We start from the raw sequence: 16,118 nt of genomic DNA on the forward strand, positions 1-16,118 counted from the left end.
CCGCGCTTCATCCGCTCGTCCTCGGCGTCGCTGCCGGCGCAAGTGATGGGCGAACTCGAAGCGACCTTCGGCTGCCCCGTCATCGAATCCTACGGCATGACCGAGGCCGCGCACCAGATGGCGTCGAACCGGCTGCCGCCGGGCCTGCGCAAGCCGGGCAGCGTCGGTGCGGCCGGCGGACCGGAAGTGGCCGTCATGGCGCCGGACGGCCGGCTGGTGCAAGCCGGCGAGAGCGGCGAGATCGTCATTCGCGGCCCCAACGTCACCTCAGGCTATGAGAAGAACCCGGACGCCAACGCGACGGCCTTCGCGCATGGCTGGTTCCACACCGGCGACCAGGGCGTGCTCGACGATGACGGCTACCTCAGGGTTACCGGCCGGCTGAAGGAAATCATCAATCGCGGCGGCGAGAAGATCTCGCCGCTCGAGGTCGACGACGTGCTGATGGACCACCCGGCGGTGGCGCAAGTGGTGACCTTCGCCATGCCGCATGACAAGCTTGGTGAGGAGGTGGCGGCGGCCGTGGTGCTGCGCGAAGGCATGAGCGCAACCGAGGGCGAAATCCGCGCCCACGCCGCGACGCGGCTCGCCGACTTCAAGGTGCCGCGCAAGGTGCTGATCCTGGACGAGATCCCCAAGGGCGCGACCGGCAAGCTGCAGCGCATTGGGCTGGCCGCCAAACTCGGGCTCTAATGCATGCCGCTTGGAAGTGTCCTCGGTTCCGAGATAACGACACGCATAGAATTAAAGGCTCAGTACGATGAAGGTCACCATATTCGGCGCCGGCGCCATCGGCGGCTATCTTGCCGCCAAGCTGGCGATCGCCGGCCGCACCGACCTGTCGATCGTCGCGCGCGGCGCCCATCTCGAAGCAATCAAGGCAAATGGCCTGCGCCTGATCGAGGACGGCAAGGAGACGACCGCCCCGGTCCGCGCCGCCGCCAAGGCGGAAGATCTCGGCGCGCAGGATTATGTCGTGCTGGCGCTGAAGGCGCATTCCGTCGCGCCCGCGCTCGACCAGATCGCACCGCTGCTTGGAGGCCATACATCGGTCGTCACCATGCAGAACGGCGTTCCCTGGTGGTATTTCTACAAGGCCGGCGGCGCGCTCGAAGGCACCAGGCTGCATCAGGTCGACCCCGGGGGCTCGATCTGGGAGCGGCTCGGCCCGCAGCGCGTCATCGGCTCGGTGGTCTACCCCGCCGTCGAGGTCGATGCACCCGGCCTGATCCGCCATGTCGAGGGCAGGCGCTTCTCGCTCGGCGAACCCTCGGGCGAGAGGAGCGAACGGGCCACACTCCTGGCCGGGGAGATGGTCAAGGCCGGGCTGCAGGCGCCGGTCCGCGACGACATACGCGGCGAGATCTGGGTAAAACTGTGGGGCAACCTCTCCTTCAACCCGATTTCGGCGCTGACCGGCAGCACGCTGGCCGCGATCGTCGCCGACGAGGGCACCCGCCAACTCGCCCGCACCATGATGCTTGAAGCCCAGGCGATCGGTGAAAGCCTCGGCGTGCGCTTCCCCATCGACGTCGACCGCCGCATCAAGGGCGCCGGCGACGTCGGCGAACACAAGACCTCGATGCTGCAGGATCTGGAACGCGGCCGCCCGATGGAGATCGACGCGCTGGTGGGCGCGGTGCAGGAGCTTGGTCGGCTAGTGGGAAAACCGTCGCCGGCTATGGATGGGGTGCTGGCGCTGGTGAGGCGGCTGGCGGTGGAGCGGGGGTGTTACGGGTGAATAGGGAAACCGGCATCGGTTAGTGCCTGCCGTCCCGAATGACCCAAGAGAGATGTCCATAACTCTACCGTTGGACGGCCGCTTTGCGCCTCACCGTGCACGGTCGCTACCGTGACCAAGTGATCCGCTGTACTTCGGGTCTTTCGCTTGCAGTGCTTCCCTGCTTAATTCGTGTAAATTTGCACAATTATAGGGTTGCGACATGATACCGATCTACATTGGGTATGATCCACGGGAATCCCGCGTTCTAGATGTAGCGCGATGGAGCGCTTATCGGCGGACAAGCACGCCGTTGCAGATACTACCATTGGTGCTCAAAGACCTTGAAGCCAAAGGAATTATTAAGCGACCGATGGTGGTACGGGATGGTAAGCTCTGGTGCCCGATTTCCGAGGCACCGATGGCGACCGAGTTTGCCATATCGCGCTTTGCCGTTCCGTTTGTGAGGCAAGGCGGCTGGGCCATGTTCTGCGATTGCGATGTCCTGTTTCTGCAGGATCCAGCCAAGCTGCTCGACCTAGTCGATCCTTCCTACGCGATTATGGCGGTTAAGCACCAGCAACGCGAATCCGAAGCGGTCAAGATGGACGGACAAATGCAGACGTTCTATCGCCGCAAAAACTGGTCGTCGGTCGTTTTGTGGAATTTAGATCATCCGTCCAACAAACGGCTGACCAACGAGATGCTTAATACGTGGCCTGGACGTGACCTCCACGCCTTCAAATGGCTTGAGGACCACGAGATCGGGGAATTGCCTCTGGCATGGAACTACCTCGTAGGGGCTTCGGCTTCGGAACTCGATCCCGCCGATGTCTCGCTGGCGCACTACACGCTCGGCGGCCCTTGGTTTGCGGGCTGGTCCGGCACCACGCAATGGGACGAATTGTGGAGGCGAGAAGAGAGCATTCTGCGCGCGTTTGAGGAACATGCTGTTCAGGTTCCCGCATGAAAACTCGGCTTTTGGATTTCTTGCCAATCTTCTCAAAGCCAACTCTTCGCTTGCCCAGGGTCACGGGTCCCGCCTTGGTGATGGGGTCGGCGCCGAATTTTCGCCTCCCGGAGGGACATGGTGCCGATTGGGCACTTGTGACCGTCAATGCTTCCCAGCTTTTGGCGGAAACGTTCGGCCTCCCCCTTCCTGATATCGCCGTCATCCGCCGCGGCATTTTAGTCGGCGCGGGCGAACAGGACTTCTATAAGCGCGATTTGTTAAAAGGACGGCAGGCAAAACATCTGATCATACCGGTTTGGCCGGACGTTGAGGACAAGCTGAAAGCTGGTTGTCGCACCTTCAATTATCGTTTTGATACCTTGCAGGCGCTCACCAAATGGCAACTTGCCAACATCGTCTGGCGGCTTAGCGGCAAATATCATGTGTCCCGCGGCTGGCACCGGAAAATCTCCACCGGAGCCTTCGCGATCATGTTGACGCGTTTCGCCGGTTTCGCTCCTGTTGTAGTCAGCGGGTTTTCCCTGTCCCAGGCTGGGCATGGATACGACACCCGAAATGCCTTTCGATATCATGCCTACGAAGATGCGGATTTGCTTCGCCTGGTAGTGAGTAGAGGCGAGCCAATCTACGCAGAGGATAGGGACTTCGCTGCGGAAACTGGATTGCCCTTGTGGCAGGGACAGATGCCATGACGAGTGCTTCTTAGGGAAGTTTGCAACATGGGCTGTCCCGAACGCTATAGCAAAGATGATCTAGCTCCGATGGTGAAAAGAGAGATATCCATTTCTCGGAGATGCGAGCCGACCAACGACCAACATCACCCGCCCTTCAGGAGGTCGGTGTGCTGAATATCTCGATGGTTGATCGGCAGACTATCAAGTCCATTCTCGTTATTCAGACGAAGTACATCGGGGACATCATTCTGACCTCGGTGCTCGTGCGAAATCTGCGCCTCGCTTACCCAAACGCTGCGATAGCCATGCTTTGCGCTCCTGGCCCGCGAGACTTCGTAATCAGCCAGAATATCGCGGACGTGGCCATCGGGTTCGACGGTCGAAGTGCTGGTAGAAGTCTGCTTCAGCGGGTGAAGGAATATTCAAGCTTGGTCGCTGACCTCCGTCGCCGAAAATTCGATCTCACCATTGATGTAACTGACTCGAAGACGTCAAGGATATTGCACAGGTCAATCGGCGCTCCGCTGCGCGTTGGGTACAACCCCCCGGAAAAGCCCCTGAAATTTTGGGAAGGTCAGCCTGCTAATATATTTGCTGAAACCTTCGGTCGTGGAGGCGCGCACTATCTGTACCGATATCTGTCCCCGCTTGAAGCCCTTGGGATAGAATTACGCGAAGTGACACCGAGGCTTGAACCCACACCGGTCGGGCGAAGCGCGTCTACCCAGGTTCTGGCGCAAAGCAAGCTGGCCGTAAAAGCTTTCGTCGCTGTGCACGCTGGAGCAAGGTTCGAAGGGCGGTGTTGGCAAGCTGAACGGTTCGCTGCAGTAATCGACGAGGTTTATGCAGCGACGGGCCTGCGGTCACTACTGGTTGGTGGACCTGGTGAAGGCGCAACCGCGCAGGCAATCTTGAACATGGCAATGTCACCATTGGCGAGCGTTGTTGGTAAGATCTCGCTTGAGACATTAACTGCTTTGCTAGCGGATGCATTTATCTTTCTGGGAAACGAGAGCGGCCCAATGCACCTGGCTGCGTCAGTCGGAACCCCGGTTGTGGGCCTTTATGGCCTCACGCCACCCGACATCTGGGGGCCTCTCGGGGTGCTTCACCGCACCGTTGAGCCGCCGTTGCCTTGCCAGTGCATTGCGCCCGATTTGTGCAAACCCGGCAATCCGGGCGGCGTGTACTGCGTTCATCGACTATCAGTCGCCAAGGTCGCCCAGGCGACACGAGACCTGATAGATGCCGTGAGGCAACAGGCGAATGAAACGGCCAATTGAACCTACTCACTCCGGTAGAAACAGCCGTGACCGGCCGCGTGAAACCGTGAAGAAGGCACTGCAGACCTATGTCGACGAGATCGTGCGATCATCAATTCGGTGATAGGCAGGCGGCAAAGCTTCACCAGTCCGCGCGACAACGCGCTCAGTCGCGAAAGCATTTTGAACGCTGCTGGCTCTCAATAACATTCATCGTATCCCAAATGTGCACATCCAACCTGCCTTGCTGCGGCGCTCGGGCGGTACTGCCGTTTCATCGTGATAGCGGACAACCGGGTTCCGACCCCAAGCCGGTCATTACCTCGCAAGTGCCGGATCGCCGGTAGCGATGCAACCTCAGTCACCCTTTCCCCGCCCGCCCAATCACCCGCGCGTAAACCTCCCCGACAATCCCGCGCCGAAACACCAGCACGCAGACCATGAAGATCAGGCCGGTGGCGATGGTCACCGGGAAACCTGAGGTGGCCAGCGTGTTTTCCAGACCGACGACGAGGCTGGCGCCGATGATCGGACCGACCATGGTGCCGATGCCGCCCAGAAGCGTCATCAGGATGACCTCGCCCGACATCTGCCAAGTGACGTCGGTGAGCGTGGCGAACTGGAAGACGATCGCCTTCAGCGAGCCTGCCAGCCCGGCCAGCGCCGCCGACATGACGAAGGCGCCGAGCTTGTAGCTGGCTACGGAATAGCCGAGCGAAATGGCGCGGTTCTCGTTTTCGCGGATCGAGCGCAGGATCATGCCGAAGGGCGAATTGACGATGCGCCAGATGGCGAAGACGCCGAGCAGGACCACGACAAGCACGAAATAATAGATGTTCATCGGGGCATTGAGGTCGAGAACGCCGAACAGGACGCCGCGCGGCACGCCCTGGATGCCGTCCTCGCCTTGCGTGAAGGGAGCCTGCACGCAGAAGAAGAAGAACATCTGCGACAGCGCCAGTGTGATCATGGCGAAATAGATGCCTTGCCGGCGAATGGCGAAAAAGCCCATGACGAGGCCGAGCAGTGCGGCGCCCGCCATGCCGAGCAGGATGCCGGCTTCCGGCGGCCAGCCCCAGACCTTGACCGCATGCGCGGTGAAGTAGGCGGCGCCGCCGAAGAAGGTGGCGTGGCCGAAGGACAAGAGGCCGGTATAGCCGAGCAGAAGATTGAAGGCGCAGGCAAACAGCGCGAAGCACAGCATCTTCATCAGGAAGATCGGGTAGACGAAGAACGGGGCTGCCAGCAGCGCCAGTATGCCGAGCCCGACCAGCACCCATTCAAGCCGTGCCCAGGGTCTGGCCGATGTCTCACGCAACGAAAGCTCTGCCATGTCGGATGTTTCTTCCGCCATGTCAGGCGTCCCTTCCGAACAGGCCGGCCGGCCGGACCAAAAGCACGATCGCCATGATGACGAAGACCACCAGGTTGGAGGCCTCGGGGTAAAAAACCTTGGTCAGGCCTTCGGCGAGGCCAAGCATGTAGCCGGTGACGATCGCACCGAGGATCGATCCCATGCCGCCGACCACGACCACCGCGAAGACGACGATGATGAGATCCGATCCCATCAGCGGGCTGACCTGATAAATGGGCGCGGCCAGGATGCCGGCGAGGCCGGCGAGCGCTGAGCCGAGGCCGTAGGTGAGGGTCAAAAGCAACGGCACGTTGACGCCGAAGGCCTGGACGAGGCGAGGGTTCTCGGTTGCCGCGCGCAGATAGGAACCGAGCCTGGTCTTCTCGATCAGTGCCCAGGTGCCGAAGCAGACGATCAGCGAGGCGACCACCACCCAGCCGCGATAAATGGGCAGGAACATGAAGCCGAGATTGGTGCCGCCCGCCAGCAGCGGCGGCACGGCGTAGGGGTTTCCCGACACGCCGTAATAGTAGCGGAAGATGCCTTCTAGCACGAGCGCGAGGCCGAAGGTGAAGAGCAGGCCGTAGAGCGGATCGGTGTCGTAGAGCCGCGACAGCGCCAGGCGCTCGACCACGACGCCGAACAGGCCGACGATCAGCGGCGCCAGGATCAGCGCCGGCCAATAGCCGATGCCGAGATGGGTGAACAGAAGATAGCCGACGAAGGCGCCCAGCATATATTGCGCGCCATGGGCGAAATTGATGACGCGCAGCAGGCCGAAAATCACGGCCAGGCCGAGGCTCAGCATGGCGTAGAAGGAGCCGTTGATCAGGCCGACCAGCAGCTGGCCGAGCAATGCCTGGACGGGGATGCCGAAGATCATCGTCATGGCGTCATCATACACCCAGAATTTCGTGGAGCAGCGCCATGCGGTCCGCCAGTTCGCCGGTGGGGAAACCGGCCACGACCTTGCCGTGCTCCATCAGGTAGAAACGGTCGGCGACACGGCTGGCGAAGCGGAAATTCTGCTCGACCAGCAGGATGGTCATACCGCGCTGCTTCAACGTCGCCAGCAACTCGCCGATGCGCTGGACGATGACAGGCGCGAGGCCCTCGGTCGGTTCGTCCAGGAGCAGCATCTTGACGCCGGTCCGCAGCATGCGCGCTATCGCCAGCATCTGCTGTTCGCCGCCCGACAGCCGCGTGCCCGGGCTGTTGCGCCGCTCCTTCAGATTGGGGAAGAGATCGAAGATTTCCTCGACGCTCATGCCGCCCGGGGCAACGACAGGCGGCAGGACCAGGTTCTCATCGACGGTCAGCGTCGAGAAGATGCCGCGTTCCTCCGGCACGAAGCCGATGCCCTGGTGCGCGGTGCGGTGCAGCGGCAGCCGCATCAGGTCGGCGCCATCGAAAACGACCTTCCCGGTGCGCCGCCGGATCAGGCCCATGATGGCGCGCAGCGTCGTCGTCTTGCCGACGCCGTTGCGGCCGAGCAAGGTGACCGTTTCGCCGGCAAACACTTCGAGGTCGACGCCGTGCAGCGCATGGCCCTCGCCATACCAGGCGTTGAGACCGCGGACCGCGAGCAGGGGCGAAGCACTAGTCATCGGCGGTGCCCATATAGGCAACCTTGACGCGTTCGTCGCGGCTGACGGTGGCGTAGTCGCCGGCCGCGAGCACCTCGCCGCGCTGCATCACGGTTATCCAGTCGCAGAGATCGGCCACCACGGTCAGATTGTGCTCGACCATCAATACCGCGCGGTCGCTCGCCACCGACCGGATGAGGGCGGACACCGTGGCCACGTCCTCATGACCCATGCCGGCCATCGGCTCGTCCAGCAGCAGCACTTTCGGGTCCAGCGCCAGCGTCGTGGCGATCTCGAGCACGCGCTTCCTGCCGTAGGAAAGATCGCCGGCCAGCCTGTTCGTGGCGTCGTCGAGGCCGACGGAACGCAGCAGTTCCATGGCGCGCGGCGTCAACCGGTCGAGCGCCGCCAGCGAGCGCCAGAACTGGACGCCGAGCCCCGCCGGCCGCTGCAGCGCAACGCGCACATTGTCGAGCACGCTGAGGTGCGGAAAGATCGCCGATATCTGGAACGAGCGCACCAGCCCCATCCGCGCCACCCTGGCCGGCGAGGTGCGGGTGATGTCGTGCCCGAGCAGCTCGATCCTGCCGCTGGTCGGCGCCAGGAATTTGGTCAGCAGGTTGAAAACGGTCGTCTTGCCGGCGCCGTTGGGTCCGATCAAGGCATGGATGTTGCCATGGCGGACATCGAGGTCGACATTCTTGACCGCGACGAAGCCGGCAAAGTCACGTCGCAGGCCGCGGGCGGAAAGCACGACCCGCGGCTCTTCCGCGCTCAGGTCAGGCGGCACCATGGCCGCGCCGGTCACTGGGCGGCCGTCGGACAGCCGCTGTCCTTCTCGCTGAGGAAGGCCTCCTTGCCGGGAATGGTGGCGAGGTATTTGTAATAGTCCCAATCCTTGGTGCTCTCGCTGGGCGCCTTGACCTGGTAGAGATACATGTCGTGGACCATGTTGCCGTCGGCCTGGACCTTGCCGCCGGTGATGACGGCGTCGTCCACCGGCAGCGAATGGAGCTGCTTGGCGACCGCTTCGGTCTCGTCAGTGCCGGCCTTGTCGATCGCCTTCAAATACTGCGTCACCGCCGAATAGGTCGCGGCCTGGATCATGTTCGGCATGCGGTTGGTGCGCTTGAAGAAGCGCTGCCCGAATTCGCGGCTCTTGTCGTCGCGGTCCCAGTAGTAGCCCTCGGTCAGCACGACGCCTTGCGCTGCCTGCAGGCCGAGCCCATGCACTTCGGCCAGCGTGAACAGCAGCGCGGCCAGGCGCTGGCCGCCCTGTACGATGCCGAACTCGGCTGCCTGCTTGATGGAATTGGAGGTGTCGAGGCCGGCATTGGCGAGCCCGATGACCTTGGCACCCGACGATTGCGCCTGCAGCAGGAAGGACGAATAGTCGGTCGCGCCGAGGGGATAACGCACCTCGCCCAGCACCTTACCGCCATGGCTCTCGACGAATTTGGCGGTCTGCTCCTTCAGCGAATAGCCGAAGGCATAGTCGACGGTGACGAAGAACCAGCTGTCGCCGCCCTGCTGCACGAGGGAGCCGCCGGTGCCCACCGCCTGCGAGTGGGTATCATAGGCCCAGTGGAAGCCGTAGGGCGAGCACTGCTTGCCGGTGAGGTCGGTGGTCGCCGCACCGGTGACGATGTCGATCTTCTTCTTTTCCTTGGAAATCCCCTGCACGGCGAGCGCGACTGAAGAGGTCGTCAGCTCCATGATGGCATCGACCTGTTCGGTGTCATACCACTGCCGTGCAATGTTGGAGGCGATATCGGGCTTGTTCTGGTGGTCGGCGCTGATGATCTCGACCGGCGCGCCCTGGACTTTGCCGCCGAAATCCTCGACCGCCATCTTGGCCGCCTCGACCGACCATTTGCCGCCGAAATCGGCGTAGACACCGGATTGGTCGTTGAGGATGCCGATCTTGACCTTGCCATCGGAAATCTCGGCGGCCGAGGCGGTGGTGGCCGCGAGGAGCGCGGCGGAAACGACATAGCATAGCTTCATGAGTCTACTTCCTCCCAGTGTGGATGAATCCGGCCGCCCCCTACGGTCGTCATCCGCAAGCACTAAGGAACATTAGGAAAATCAGGCGGAAGGGCAAGGGGCGCCCGCGGATTTCATGACGGCAAGGCCGGCCCACGGCGTGTGACACGAATATGTGAAGCTCGGCCGGCGGCACACCGATTTTGTTGAAGCCGGGCAGCTTCAGCCCTCGGTGGCGACGAGATGGCCGTTGCCGACATCGCTCAGCGCCAGTTTCAGCGGCGCCTCGCCGATCCGGCGGGTGGCGCTGGGGATCTCCTGATCGAGGCGGGCAAAACGGCTTCTGCGCTGCGCGGGATCGGGCACCGGCACGGCTTCGATCAGGCGCTTCGTGTAGGGGTGGCGCGGGTTCGAAAAAACCTGGTCGCGCGTGCCCATCTCGACGATCTGGCCGAGATACATGACGGCGACACGGTCGGAGATGTTCTCGACCACGGCCATGTCGTGCGAAATGAAGAGATAGGCGACGCCGAACTCGCGCTGCAATTCCTTCAACAGGTCAAGCACGCGCGCCTGCACCGAGACGTCGAGGGCCGAGACGCTTTCATCGGCGATGATCAGTTTTGGCCTGAGTGCCAATGCCCGGGCGATGCAGACGCGCTGGCGCTGGCCGCCGGAGAATTCGTGCGGATAGAGCTCCATCTGGTCCGATGACAGGCCGACGCGGTCGAACAAGGCCGCCACCCGCTCGCGGCGCTCTTCCTTCGAGGCGATGCCGTGGATGACCAGCGGTTCGGCGACGAGGTCGCCGACGCGCATGCGCGGGTCGAGCGAGGCGAAAGGATCCTGGAAGATCATCTGCACGTCGCGACGCACGGCCTTGCGCTCGTCGCGGCCGAGACCGGACAAATTGCGGCCGCCGACAACGATGTCGCCGCTATACGACACCAGCCCGGCCAGCGCCTTGGCGGTGGTCGACTTGCCGCAACCGGATTCGCCGACCAGCGCCAGCGTCTCGCTGGGCGCGATCGAGAAGCTGACGCCCTCGACGGCGTGCACGCGGCGGGTGACCCGGCCGAGAATGCCGCCGCGCAGGTCGAAGCGGACGTGGAGGTCGTTCACCTCCGCGACATTGGCCGGCATTGCGGCTTCGGCGATCTCCTTCGATTGCTGGCGGCCGACGCCACTGCCGATGCGCGGCACGGCGGCCAGCAGCTCGCGCGTGTAGTCGGCTTGCGGGCGGGCGAAAATGTCCGATGTCTTGCCTTCCTCGACCATGCGCCCATGCCGCATGATGATGACGCGGTCGGCCATTTCGGCGACCACGCCCATGTCGTGGGTGATCAGGATGACGCTGGTGCCGTGCTTATGCTGCAGGTCGCGCAGCAGTTCCAGCACCTCGCCCTGTACGGTAACGTCGAGCGCCGTGGTCGGCTCGTCGGCGATCAGCACGTCCGGTTCCAGCGCCAGCGCTATGGCGATCATCACGCGCTGGCGCATGCCGCCCGACAGTTCATGCGGAAATTGTCTTAGCCGGCTTTCGGCTTCCGAAATGCGCACCGCCTTCAGCGCCTCGACGGCGCGCTGGCGGGCCTGGCTGGGCGACAGGCTGGTATGCGCCTCGATGGATTCGGTGAGCTGGCGGCCGATCGACAGCACCGGGTTGAGCGAGGTCATCGGTTCCTGGAAGATCATGGCGATGCGGTCGCCGCGAATGCGCCGCATCCGGCGTTCGTCGAGGGCGGTCAGCTCGGTCTCGCCCAAATGGACCGTGCCGGCGGAGATGCGCGCGGCGGGCTGCGGCAGGAGCTGCATGATGGCCAGCGCGGTCATCGATTTGCCCGAGCCGGACTCGCCGGCGATGCACAGCGTCTCGCCGCGGGAGAGCGTCAGGGAGAGGTTGGAGACGACCTCGCGGGAGCCCTCCTCGCCGCGCACGGAGACGGAGAGGTTGGTTATGGTGAGGATGGGATTGGGGGTCATTGCGAGGACAGGATTCTGAGAAGTTTGTTGCGGCACGCCCCCCTCTGTCCTGCCGGACATCTCCCCCTCAAGGGGGGAGATTGGCAGCTTCGCCGACTCGCCTTCTTGATGACGATGATGGTTGGCGAAGACCGAGGTGACATCCGATCTCCCCCCTTGAGGGGGAGATGCCCGGCAGGGCAGAGGGGGGTGCCTTGGCGCTGACCCAACTTCATTCAAACACGCAACGGGGAAAATAGAACGACACCACCCAGTTCGGCATGTCGACAATCTCGCTGATGCGGAGATCGCCGCAGACCGAGGCCAGCATGTAGGCTTCGACCGGGTCGATCTGGTAGTGGCCGGCGAGCAGGTCGACCATCTGGGTAACCGCTTCCTTCGCGCCACTCATCAGGTCCGGACCGATCCCCGTCGTCACCTCATAACCCTTGGCATCGAGATGCCTGGTCACCGGCCCCGGCGTGGTGAAGCGCGGCGTCTTCAGCCGCGCATCTTTCACCAAATCGAGTTTCAGCACGACATCCATCGGGCTTTCGATCGCCGTGCCGCAGACCTCGCCGTCGCCTTGCGCGGCGTGGGTGTCGCCGACCGAGAACAGCGCGCCCGCCACTTCCACCGGCAGATAGAGCGTGGTGCCGGCGGCGAGATCGCGGATGTCGAGATTGCCGCCGACGCGGCGCGGCGGCACCACCGAGTGGTGGCCCATCTCGGCCAGCGCATTGCCGATCGTGCCGGCGAATGGTTTCAGCGGCACGCGGGCATTTTTGCCGAACAATGCCGGCTCGAGCGAGACGGCGTCGTATTTCCAGATGTTCAGCGCCGGCTCCTTGAAGTCGTCGGCGAGCAGGCCGAAACCCGGAATGTTCGCCGTCCAGCCGAAGCCGGACGGTTTGAACATCTCGATCGTCACCTTCAGCGCGTCGCCCGGCTCGGCACCCTCGACGAAGATCGGCCCGGTGACCGGATTGATCTGGCCAAAGTCGAGCTTGGCAATGTCGGCGGCGGTACTATCCGGCTTCAGCTGGCCACCGCCGGCATCCAGGCACTGGAACTCGATGGTCGAGCCGGGCGCTACACGCTCAGCCGGGACAAACGAATTGTCCCAGCCGAAATGGTGATGGCGCCCGTGGATGGTGTAGTCGCAGTTATTGCACATCTTTTACGTACACATTGTCGTAGTTGATCGGGATATGGACCGGGTCGACATAGAGATTGTCGGCGCCGCCCATGCGGGCCGATTTCATGGTGAAGCGCTGCTCGTTGAAGACCGGCGCCCAGGGCGCGTCCTCCATCACCTTGTCGTAGATGGCGCTCCACATCTTGTCGCGCTCGGGGGCCTTGGCCGGGTCGACCACCGAGTCGGCCTCGGCCGCCTTGGCATCGAGATCCTTGTTGCAATACCACGACCAGTTCCAGCCGCCTGGCACGGCACCGGCGCAGCCAAGGATCGGGCCGTAGAAGTTGGACGGATCGGGGAAGTCGGCGATCCAGGCCATGCCGCCCGACCAGATCATCGGCGCGCCGGCCTTGTCGCCGCCGGCGGCAATGACGTTGGCCTGCGCCAGCGACTGGATGCTGGCCTTGATGCCGATCGCCGCCAGGTCCTGCTGGATCGCCTGGGCGATGCGCGGGTTGGGGTCAGTGTTCATGGCGAACAATTGCGTCTCGAAGCCATCGGGATGGCCGGCCTCGGCCAGCAGCGCCTTGGCCTTGGCGACGTCATAGGGATAGCCCTTGTACTCCTTGTCGTAGCCCGGCATCGACGGCGGCAGCGGCTGGTTGGCCGGCACGGCGCGACCGTTGATGATCTGGATGATGCGCGCCTTGTTGAGCGCCATGTTGACGGCCTGGCGCACCTTCACATTGTCGAACGGCGCCATGGTGGTGTTCATGGTGACGTAGCCGGTGTGCAGCTGGCCGCCTTCGACGACGCGCGCCTTCTGCTCGGGATCGGCCATAACCTCCTGGAATTTTGCCGGCGGAATGCCGTCGCCGGGCACGTCGATCTCGCCCTTCTGCAGGCGCAGCAGCGCCACGATCGGTTCCTGGCCGATCTCGAAGGTGATCTTGTCCAGATGCGGCAGGCCCTTGTGCCAGTAGTCCGGGTTGCGCTCGAAGACGATGCGCTGGCCGAGCGTCCACTCGGCCAGCTTGAAGGCGCCGGTGCCGACCGGGTGCTTGCCGAAATCGGCGCCGTATTTCTCGACCTCCTCCTTCGGCACGACATGCGAAAAGTTGATGGCCATGACATGCAGGAAGGTGGCGTCCGGGCGGGTCAGTTCGAACTTCACCGTGTAGGGGTCGACGACGGTGACACCGGCTAAGCTTTCGGCCTTGCCGGCGGCGACATCCTCATAGCCCTTGATCGAGCCGAAGAAGCCGGCGCCGGGGCTCTGCGTCTTCGGATTGGTGACGCGGTCGAGCGAATATTTGACGTCGTCGGCGGTCATCTCGCGGCCATTGTGGAACTTCACGCCATGGCGCAGCTTGAAGGTGAAGGTCTTGCCGTCGGGCGAAATCTCGTAGCTCTCGGCGAGGTCGGGCTTGAGGTTGGTGGTGCCAGGCTCGTAGTCCATCAGCCCGTCGAACAGGCTCTTGATCATCGACCAGTTCTGCCAGTCATAGCCGATCGCCGGATCGAGGGTCGCGACGTCGTCCTTGTAGGTGATGGTGATGGCGCCGCCCTGCTTGGCGTTGGGATCGATCGTGTCCTCGGCCCGGGCGCTCGTCATGCCAAGCATCAGCGCCAGCGCCGATGCGGCCACGGTCGATGCGAGAAACTTTTTCATTGTTATGTTCCCTTTCTCTGTTTGTGCTCTTGGTTTCATCCGAGCTTGATGCTCATCTCAGTTTGATACGGGGATCGATGAAGGGCGCGATGATGTCGGCCAGGAGGTTGCCGAGCACGATGGCGAAGGCCGAGACCAGGGTGACGCCCATGATGATCGGGATGTCGACGCGCTGGATGGCTTGCCACGCCAGCTGACCGATGCCGGGCCAGCCGAACACGCTTTCGACGACGACGATGCCGCCCATGAAGATGCCGATGTCGATGCCGATCATGGCGATGACCGGCAGGATGGCGTTGGGCAGCGCATGGCGGAAGATGATGGCGCCGCGCGCGATGCCTTTCGCACGCGCGGTGCGCACATAATCCTGGCGCAGCACGTCGATCATCGACGAGCGCATCATGCGCGCGTACCAGCCGGCACCGAGGATGCCCATGGTCAGCGAGGGCAGCACGAGGTGGCGCCAGGTGCCGTAGCCGCCGATCGGGAACCAGCTGAGCCGTACGGCAAAGACATAGAGCAGCAGCAGACCCACGACGAATTGCGGCGCCGAGACGCCGACGAAAGAGGCGACCATCAAGGTCTGGTCGGTCGCGGTGCCGCGCTTGACGGCGGCGATCAGGCCCATGGAGAGGCCGATCAGCAGTTCGCACAAAATGGCGCCGAGCATCAGAAGCAGGCTCGCCGGCAGCCGCGAGACGATGAGCTCGGTCACCTCGGAGCGCTGGATATAGGAGCGGCCGAGATCGCCGCTGACGAGTTTGGTCAGGTAATGCCAGTACTGGACGATGAAGGGCTGGTCGAGGCCGAGCTGCTGGCGGATGTTCTCGACCGTCTGCGGCGTGGCGCTGCGGCCGGCGATCTGGCGCACCGGATCGGCGGGCAGGAGATAGAGCAGCGCGAAAGTGATCAGCGAGACGCCGAGCAGGATCAGCAGCGACTGGATCAGGCGGCGGCCGAGATAGGCGATCATGCCCGGCCCCTTTGCGTCGGGTCGAGGATGTCGCGCAGCGCATCGCCGATCAGGTTGAAGGCCAGCGCCAGCGCCAGGATCGCGGCGCCGGGGAAGAACACCAGCCAGGGTGCGGCCTGAAAGTAGGTCTGGTTCTCGAAGATGATGTTGCCCCAGGACGCCGTCGGCGGCTGCACGCCGATGCCGAGGAAGGAGAGCGTGGCTTCGAGCAGAACGGTGGTCGAGATGCCGAGCGTGCCCCAGACGATGATGGTGGGCAGGAGATGCGGCAGTATGTGGCGAAACAGGATGCGCGGCGCGCTCGCCCCGATGGTGCGCTCGGCATCGATGAACTCTCGTTCGGCGAGCGAAGACGTTTCGGTGTAGATGACGCGGGCGGTCTGCACCCAGTTGACCAGGGCGATGACCATGGCAACGATCCACAGGCTGGGCTGGAATACCGCCGCCAGGCAGATGGCGAGCAGAAGCGCGGGAAAGGCCATCATCAGATCGGTGAAGCGCATCAGCGCGCTGCCGATCCAGCCGCGGAAATAGCCCGCGGTGACGCCGACAAGCGTGCCGATGAACAGCGCCACGCCATTGGCGACGATGCCGATGATCAGCGAGGTGCGCGCGCCATAGAGGATGCGGGTCAACAGGTCGCGCCCGAGCAGGTCGGTGCCTAGCCAGAATTTCGCGTTCGGCGGCAAAGGCGAGCCCTCGATGGTCAGGCCGTCGAACATCTGTTCGTTGGGATCATAGCCGGTCAGCCACGGCGCCAGGATCGCGCCCGCGACGACGACGGCGACGATGACCAGGCCGAGCAGCGCAAGGCGGCG

15 protein-coding genes are annotated in these 16,118 nt (G+C 63.3%); 5 read left to right on the forward strand and 10 right to left on the reverse strand.

The window, feature by feature from the left end:
- The 5 genes from O7A61_RS26395 to O7A61_RS26415 all read left to right on the forward strand — a co-directional run.
- Positions 1-693: AMP-binding protein (locus O7A61_RS26395; RefSeq protein WP_337132301.1), on the forward strand; the 693-nt coding region annotated here is incomplete at its 5' end.
- Positions 694-760: 67 nt separating this feature from the next.
- A complete protein-coding gene (locus tag O7A61_RS26400) occupies positions 761-1,741 on the forward strand; it encodes a 2-dehydropantoate 2-reductase (RefSeq protein WP_337132302.1) in 981 nt (326 codons plus the stop codon).
- Between the two features lie 310 nt (positions 1,742-2,051).
- Positions 2,052-2,690: a hypothetical protein gene (locus O7A61_RS26405; RefSeq protein ID WP_337132311.1), complete on the forward strand. Its 639-nt coding sequence runs from the start codon at positions 2,052-2,054 to the stop codon at positions 2,688-2,690.
- A complete protein-coding gene (locus tag O7A61_RS26410) occupies positions 2,687-3,385 on the forward strand; it encodes a hypothetical protein (RefSeq protein WP_337132303.1) in 699 nt (232 codons plus the stop codon). Before O7A61_RS26405 ends, O7A61_RS26410 begins: the two co-directional genes overlap by 4 nt.
- A 149-nt stretch (positions 3,386-3,534) precedes the next feature.
- Positions 3,535-4,650, forward strand: a complete 1,116-nt coding sequence (locus O7A61_RS26415) for a glycosyltransferase family 9 protein (protein ID WP_337132304.1) — start codon at positions 3,535-3,537, stop codon at positions 4,648-4,650.
- Between the two features lie 340 nt (positions 4,651-4,990).
- Here the strand turns inward: O7A61_RS26415 and O7A61_RS26420 are convergent, their stop codons facing one another.
- The 10 genes from O7A61_RS26420 to O7A61_RS26465 all read right to left on the reverse strand — a co-directional run.
- Positions 4,991-5,962, reverse strand: coding sequence for a branched-chain amino acid ABC transporter permease (locus O7A61_RS26420; protein WP_337132312.1), 972 nt, complete (start codon positions 5,960-5,962; stop codon positions 4,991-4,993).
- 22 nt (positions 5,963-5,984) lie between these two features.
- Positions 5,985-6,872, reverse strand: a complete 888-nt coding sequence (locus tag O7A61_RS26425; RefSeq protein ID WP_337132305.1) for a branched-chain amino acid ABC transporter permease — start codon at positions 6,870-6,872, stop codon at positions 5,985-5,987.
- A gap of 7 nt (positions 6,873-6,879) precedes the next feature.
- A complete protein-coding gene (locus O7A61_RS26430; RefSeq protein ID WP_337132306.1) occupies positions 6,880-7,590 on the reverse strand; it encodes an ABC transporter ATP-binding protein in 711 nt (236 codons plus the stop codon).
- The gene (locus tag O7A61_RS26435; RefSeq protein ID WP_337132307.1) at positions 7,583-8,362 is read right to left on the reverse strand and encodes an ABC transporter ATP-binding protein; all 780 of its coding nucleotides are present in this window, start codon (positions 8,360-8,362) and stop codon (positions 7,583-7,585) included. Before O7A61_RS26435 ends, O7A61_RS26430 begins: the two co-directional genes overlap by 8 nt.
- A gap of 11 nt (positions 8,363-8,373) precedes the next feature.
- Positions 8,374-9,576, reverse strand: a complete 1,203-nt coding sequence (locus O7A61_RS26440; RefSeq protein WP_027142472.1) for an ABC transporter substrate-binding protein — start codon at positions 9,574-9,576, stop codon at positions 8,374-8,376.
- 201 nt (positions 9,577-9,777) lie between these two features.
- A complete protein-coding gene (locus O7A61_RS26445; RefSeq protein WP_337132308.1) occupies positions 9,778-11,538 on the reverse strand; it encodes an ABC transporter ATP-binding protein in 1,761 nt (586 codons plus the stop codon).
- Between the two features lie 211 nt (positions 11,539-11,749).
- Positions 11,750-12,694, reverse strand: a complete 945-nt coding sequence (locus O7A61_RS26450; protein ID WP_337132309.1) for an acetamidase/formamidase family protein — start codon at positions 12,692-12,694, stop codon at positions 11,750-11,752.
- Positions 12,684-14,327, reverse strand: a complete 1,644-nt coding sequence (locus tag O7A61_RS26455; protein WP_337104811.1) for an ABC transporter substrate-binding protein — start codon at positions 14,325-14,327, stop codon at positions 12,684-12,686. Before O7A61_RS26455 ends, O7A61_RS26450 begins: the two co-directional genes overlap by 11 nt.
- Before the next feature lie 52 nt (positions 14,328-14,379).
- Positions 14,380-15,300, reverse strand: a complete 921-nt coding sequence (locus O7A61_RS26460; RefSeq protein WP_027142476.1) for an ABC transporter permease — start codon at positions 15,298-15,300, stop codon at positions 14,380-14,382.
- Positions 15,297-16,118, reverse strand: an 822-nt coding sequence (locus O7A61_RS26465) for an ABC transporter permease (RefSeq protein WP_337132310.1), incomplete at its 5' end; no start/stop codon positions are given. The genes O7A61_RS26460 and O7A61_RS26465, both read right to left, overlap by 4 nt.

The organism is Mesorhizobium sp. Cs1321R2N1 (assembly GCF_037179725.1).
GTDB classification, from domain to species: Bacteria; Pseudomonadota; Alphaproteobacteria; order Rhizobiales; family Rhizobiaceae; genus Mesorhizobium; species Mesorhizobium salmacidum.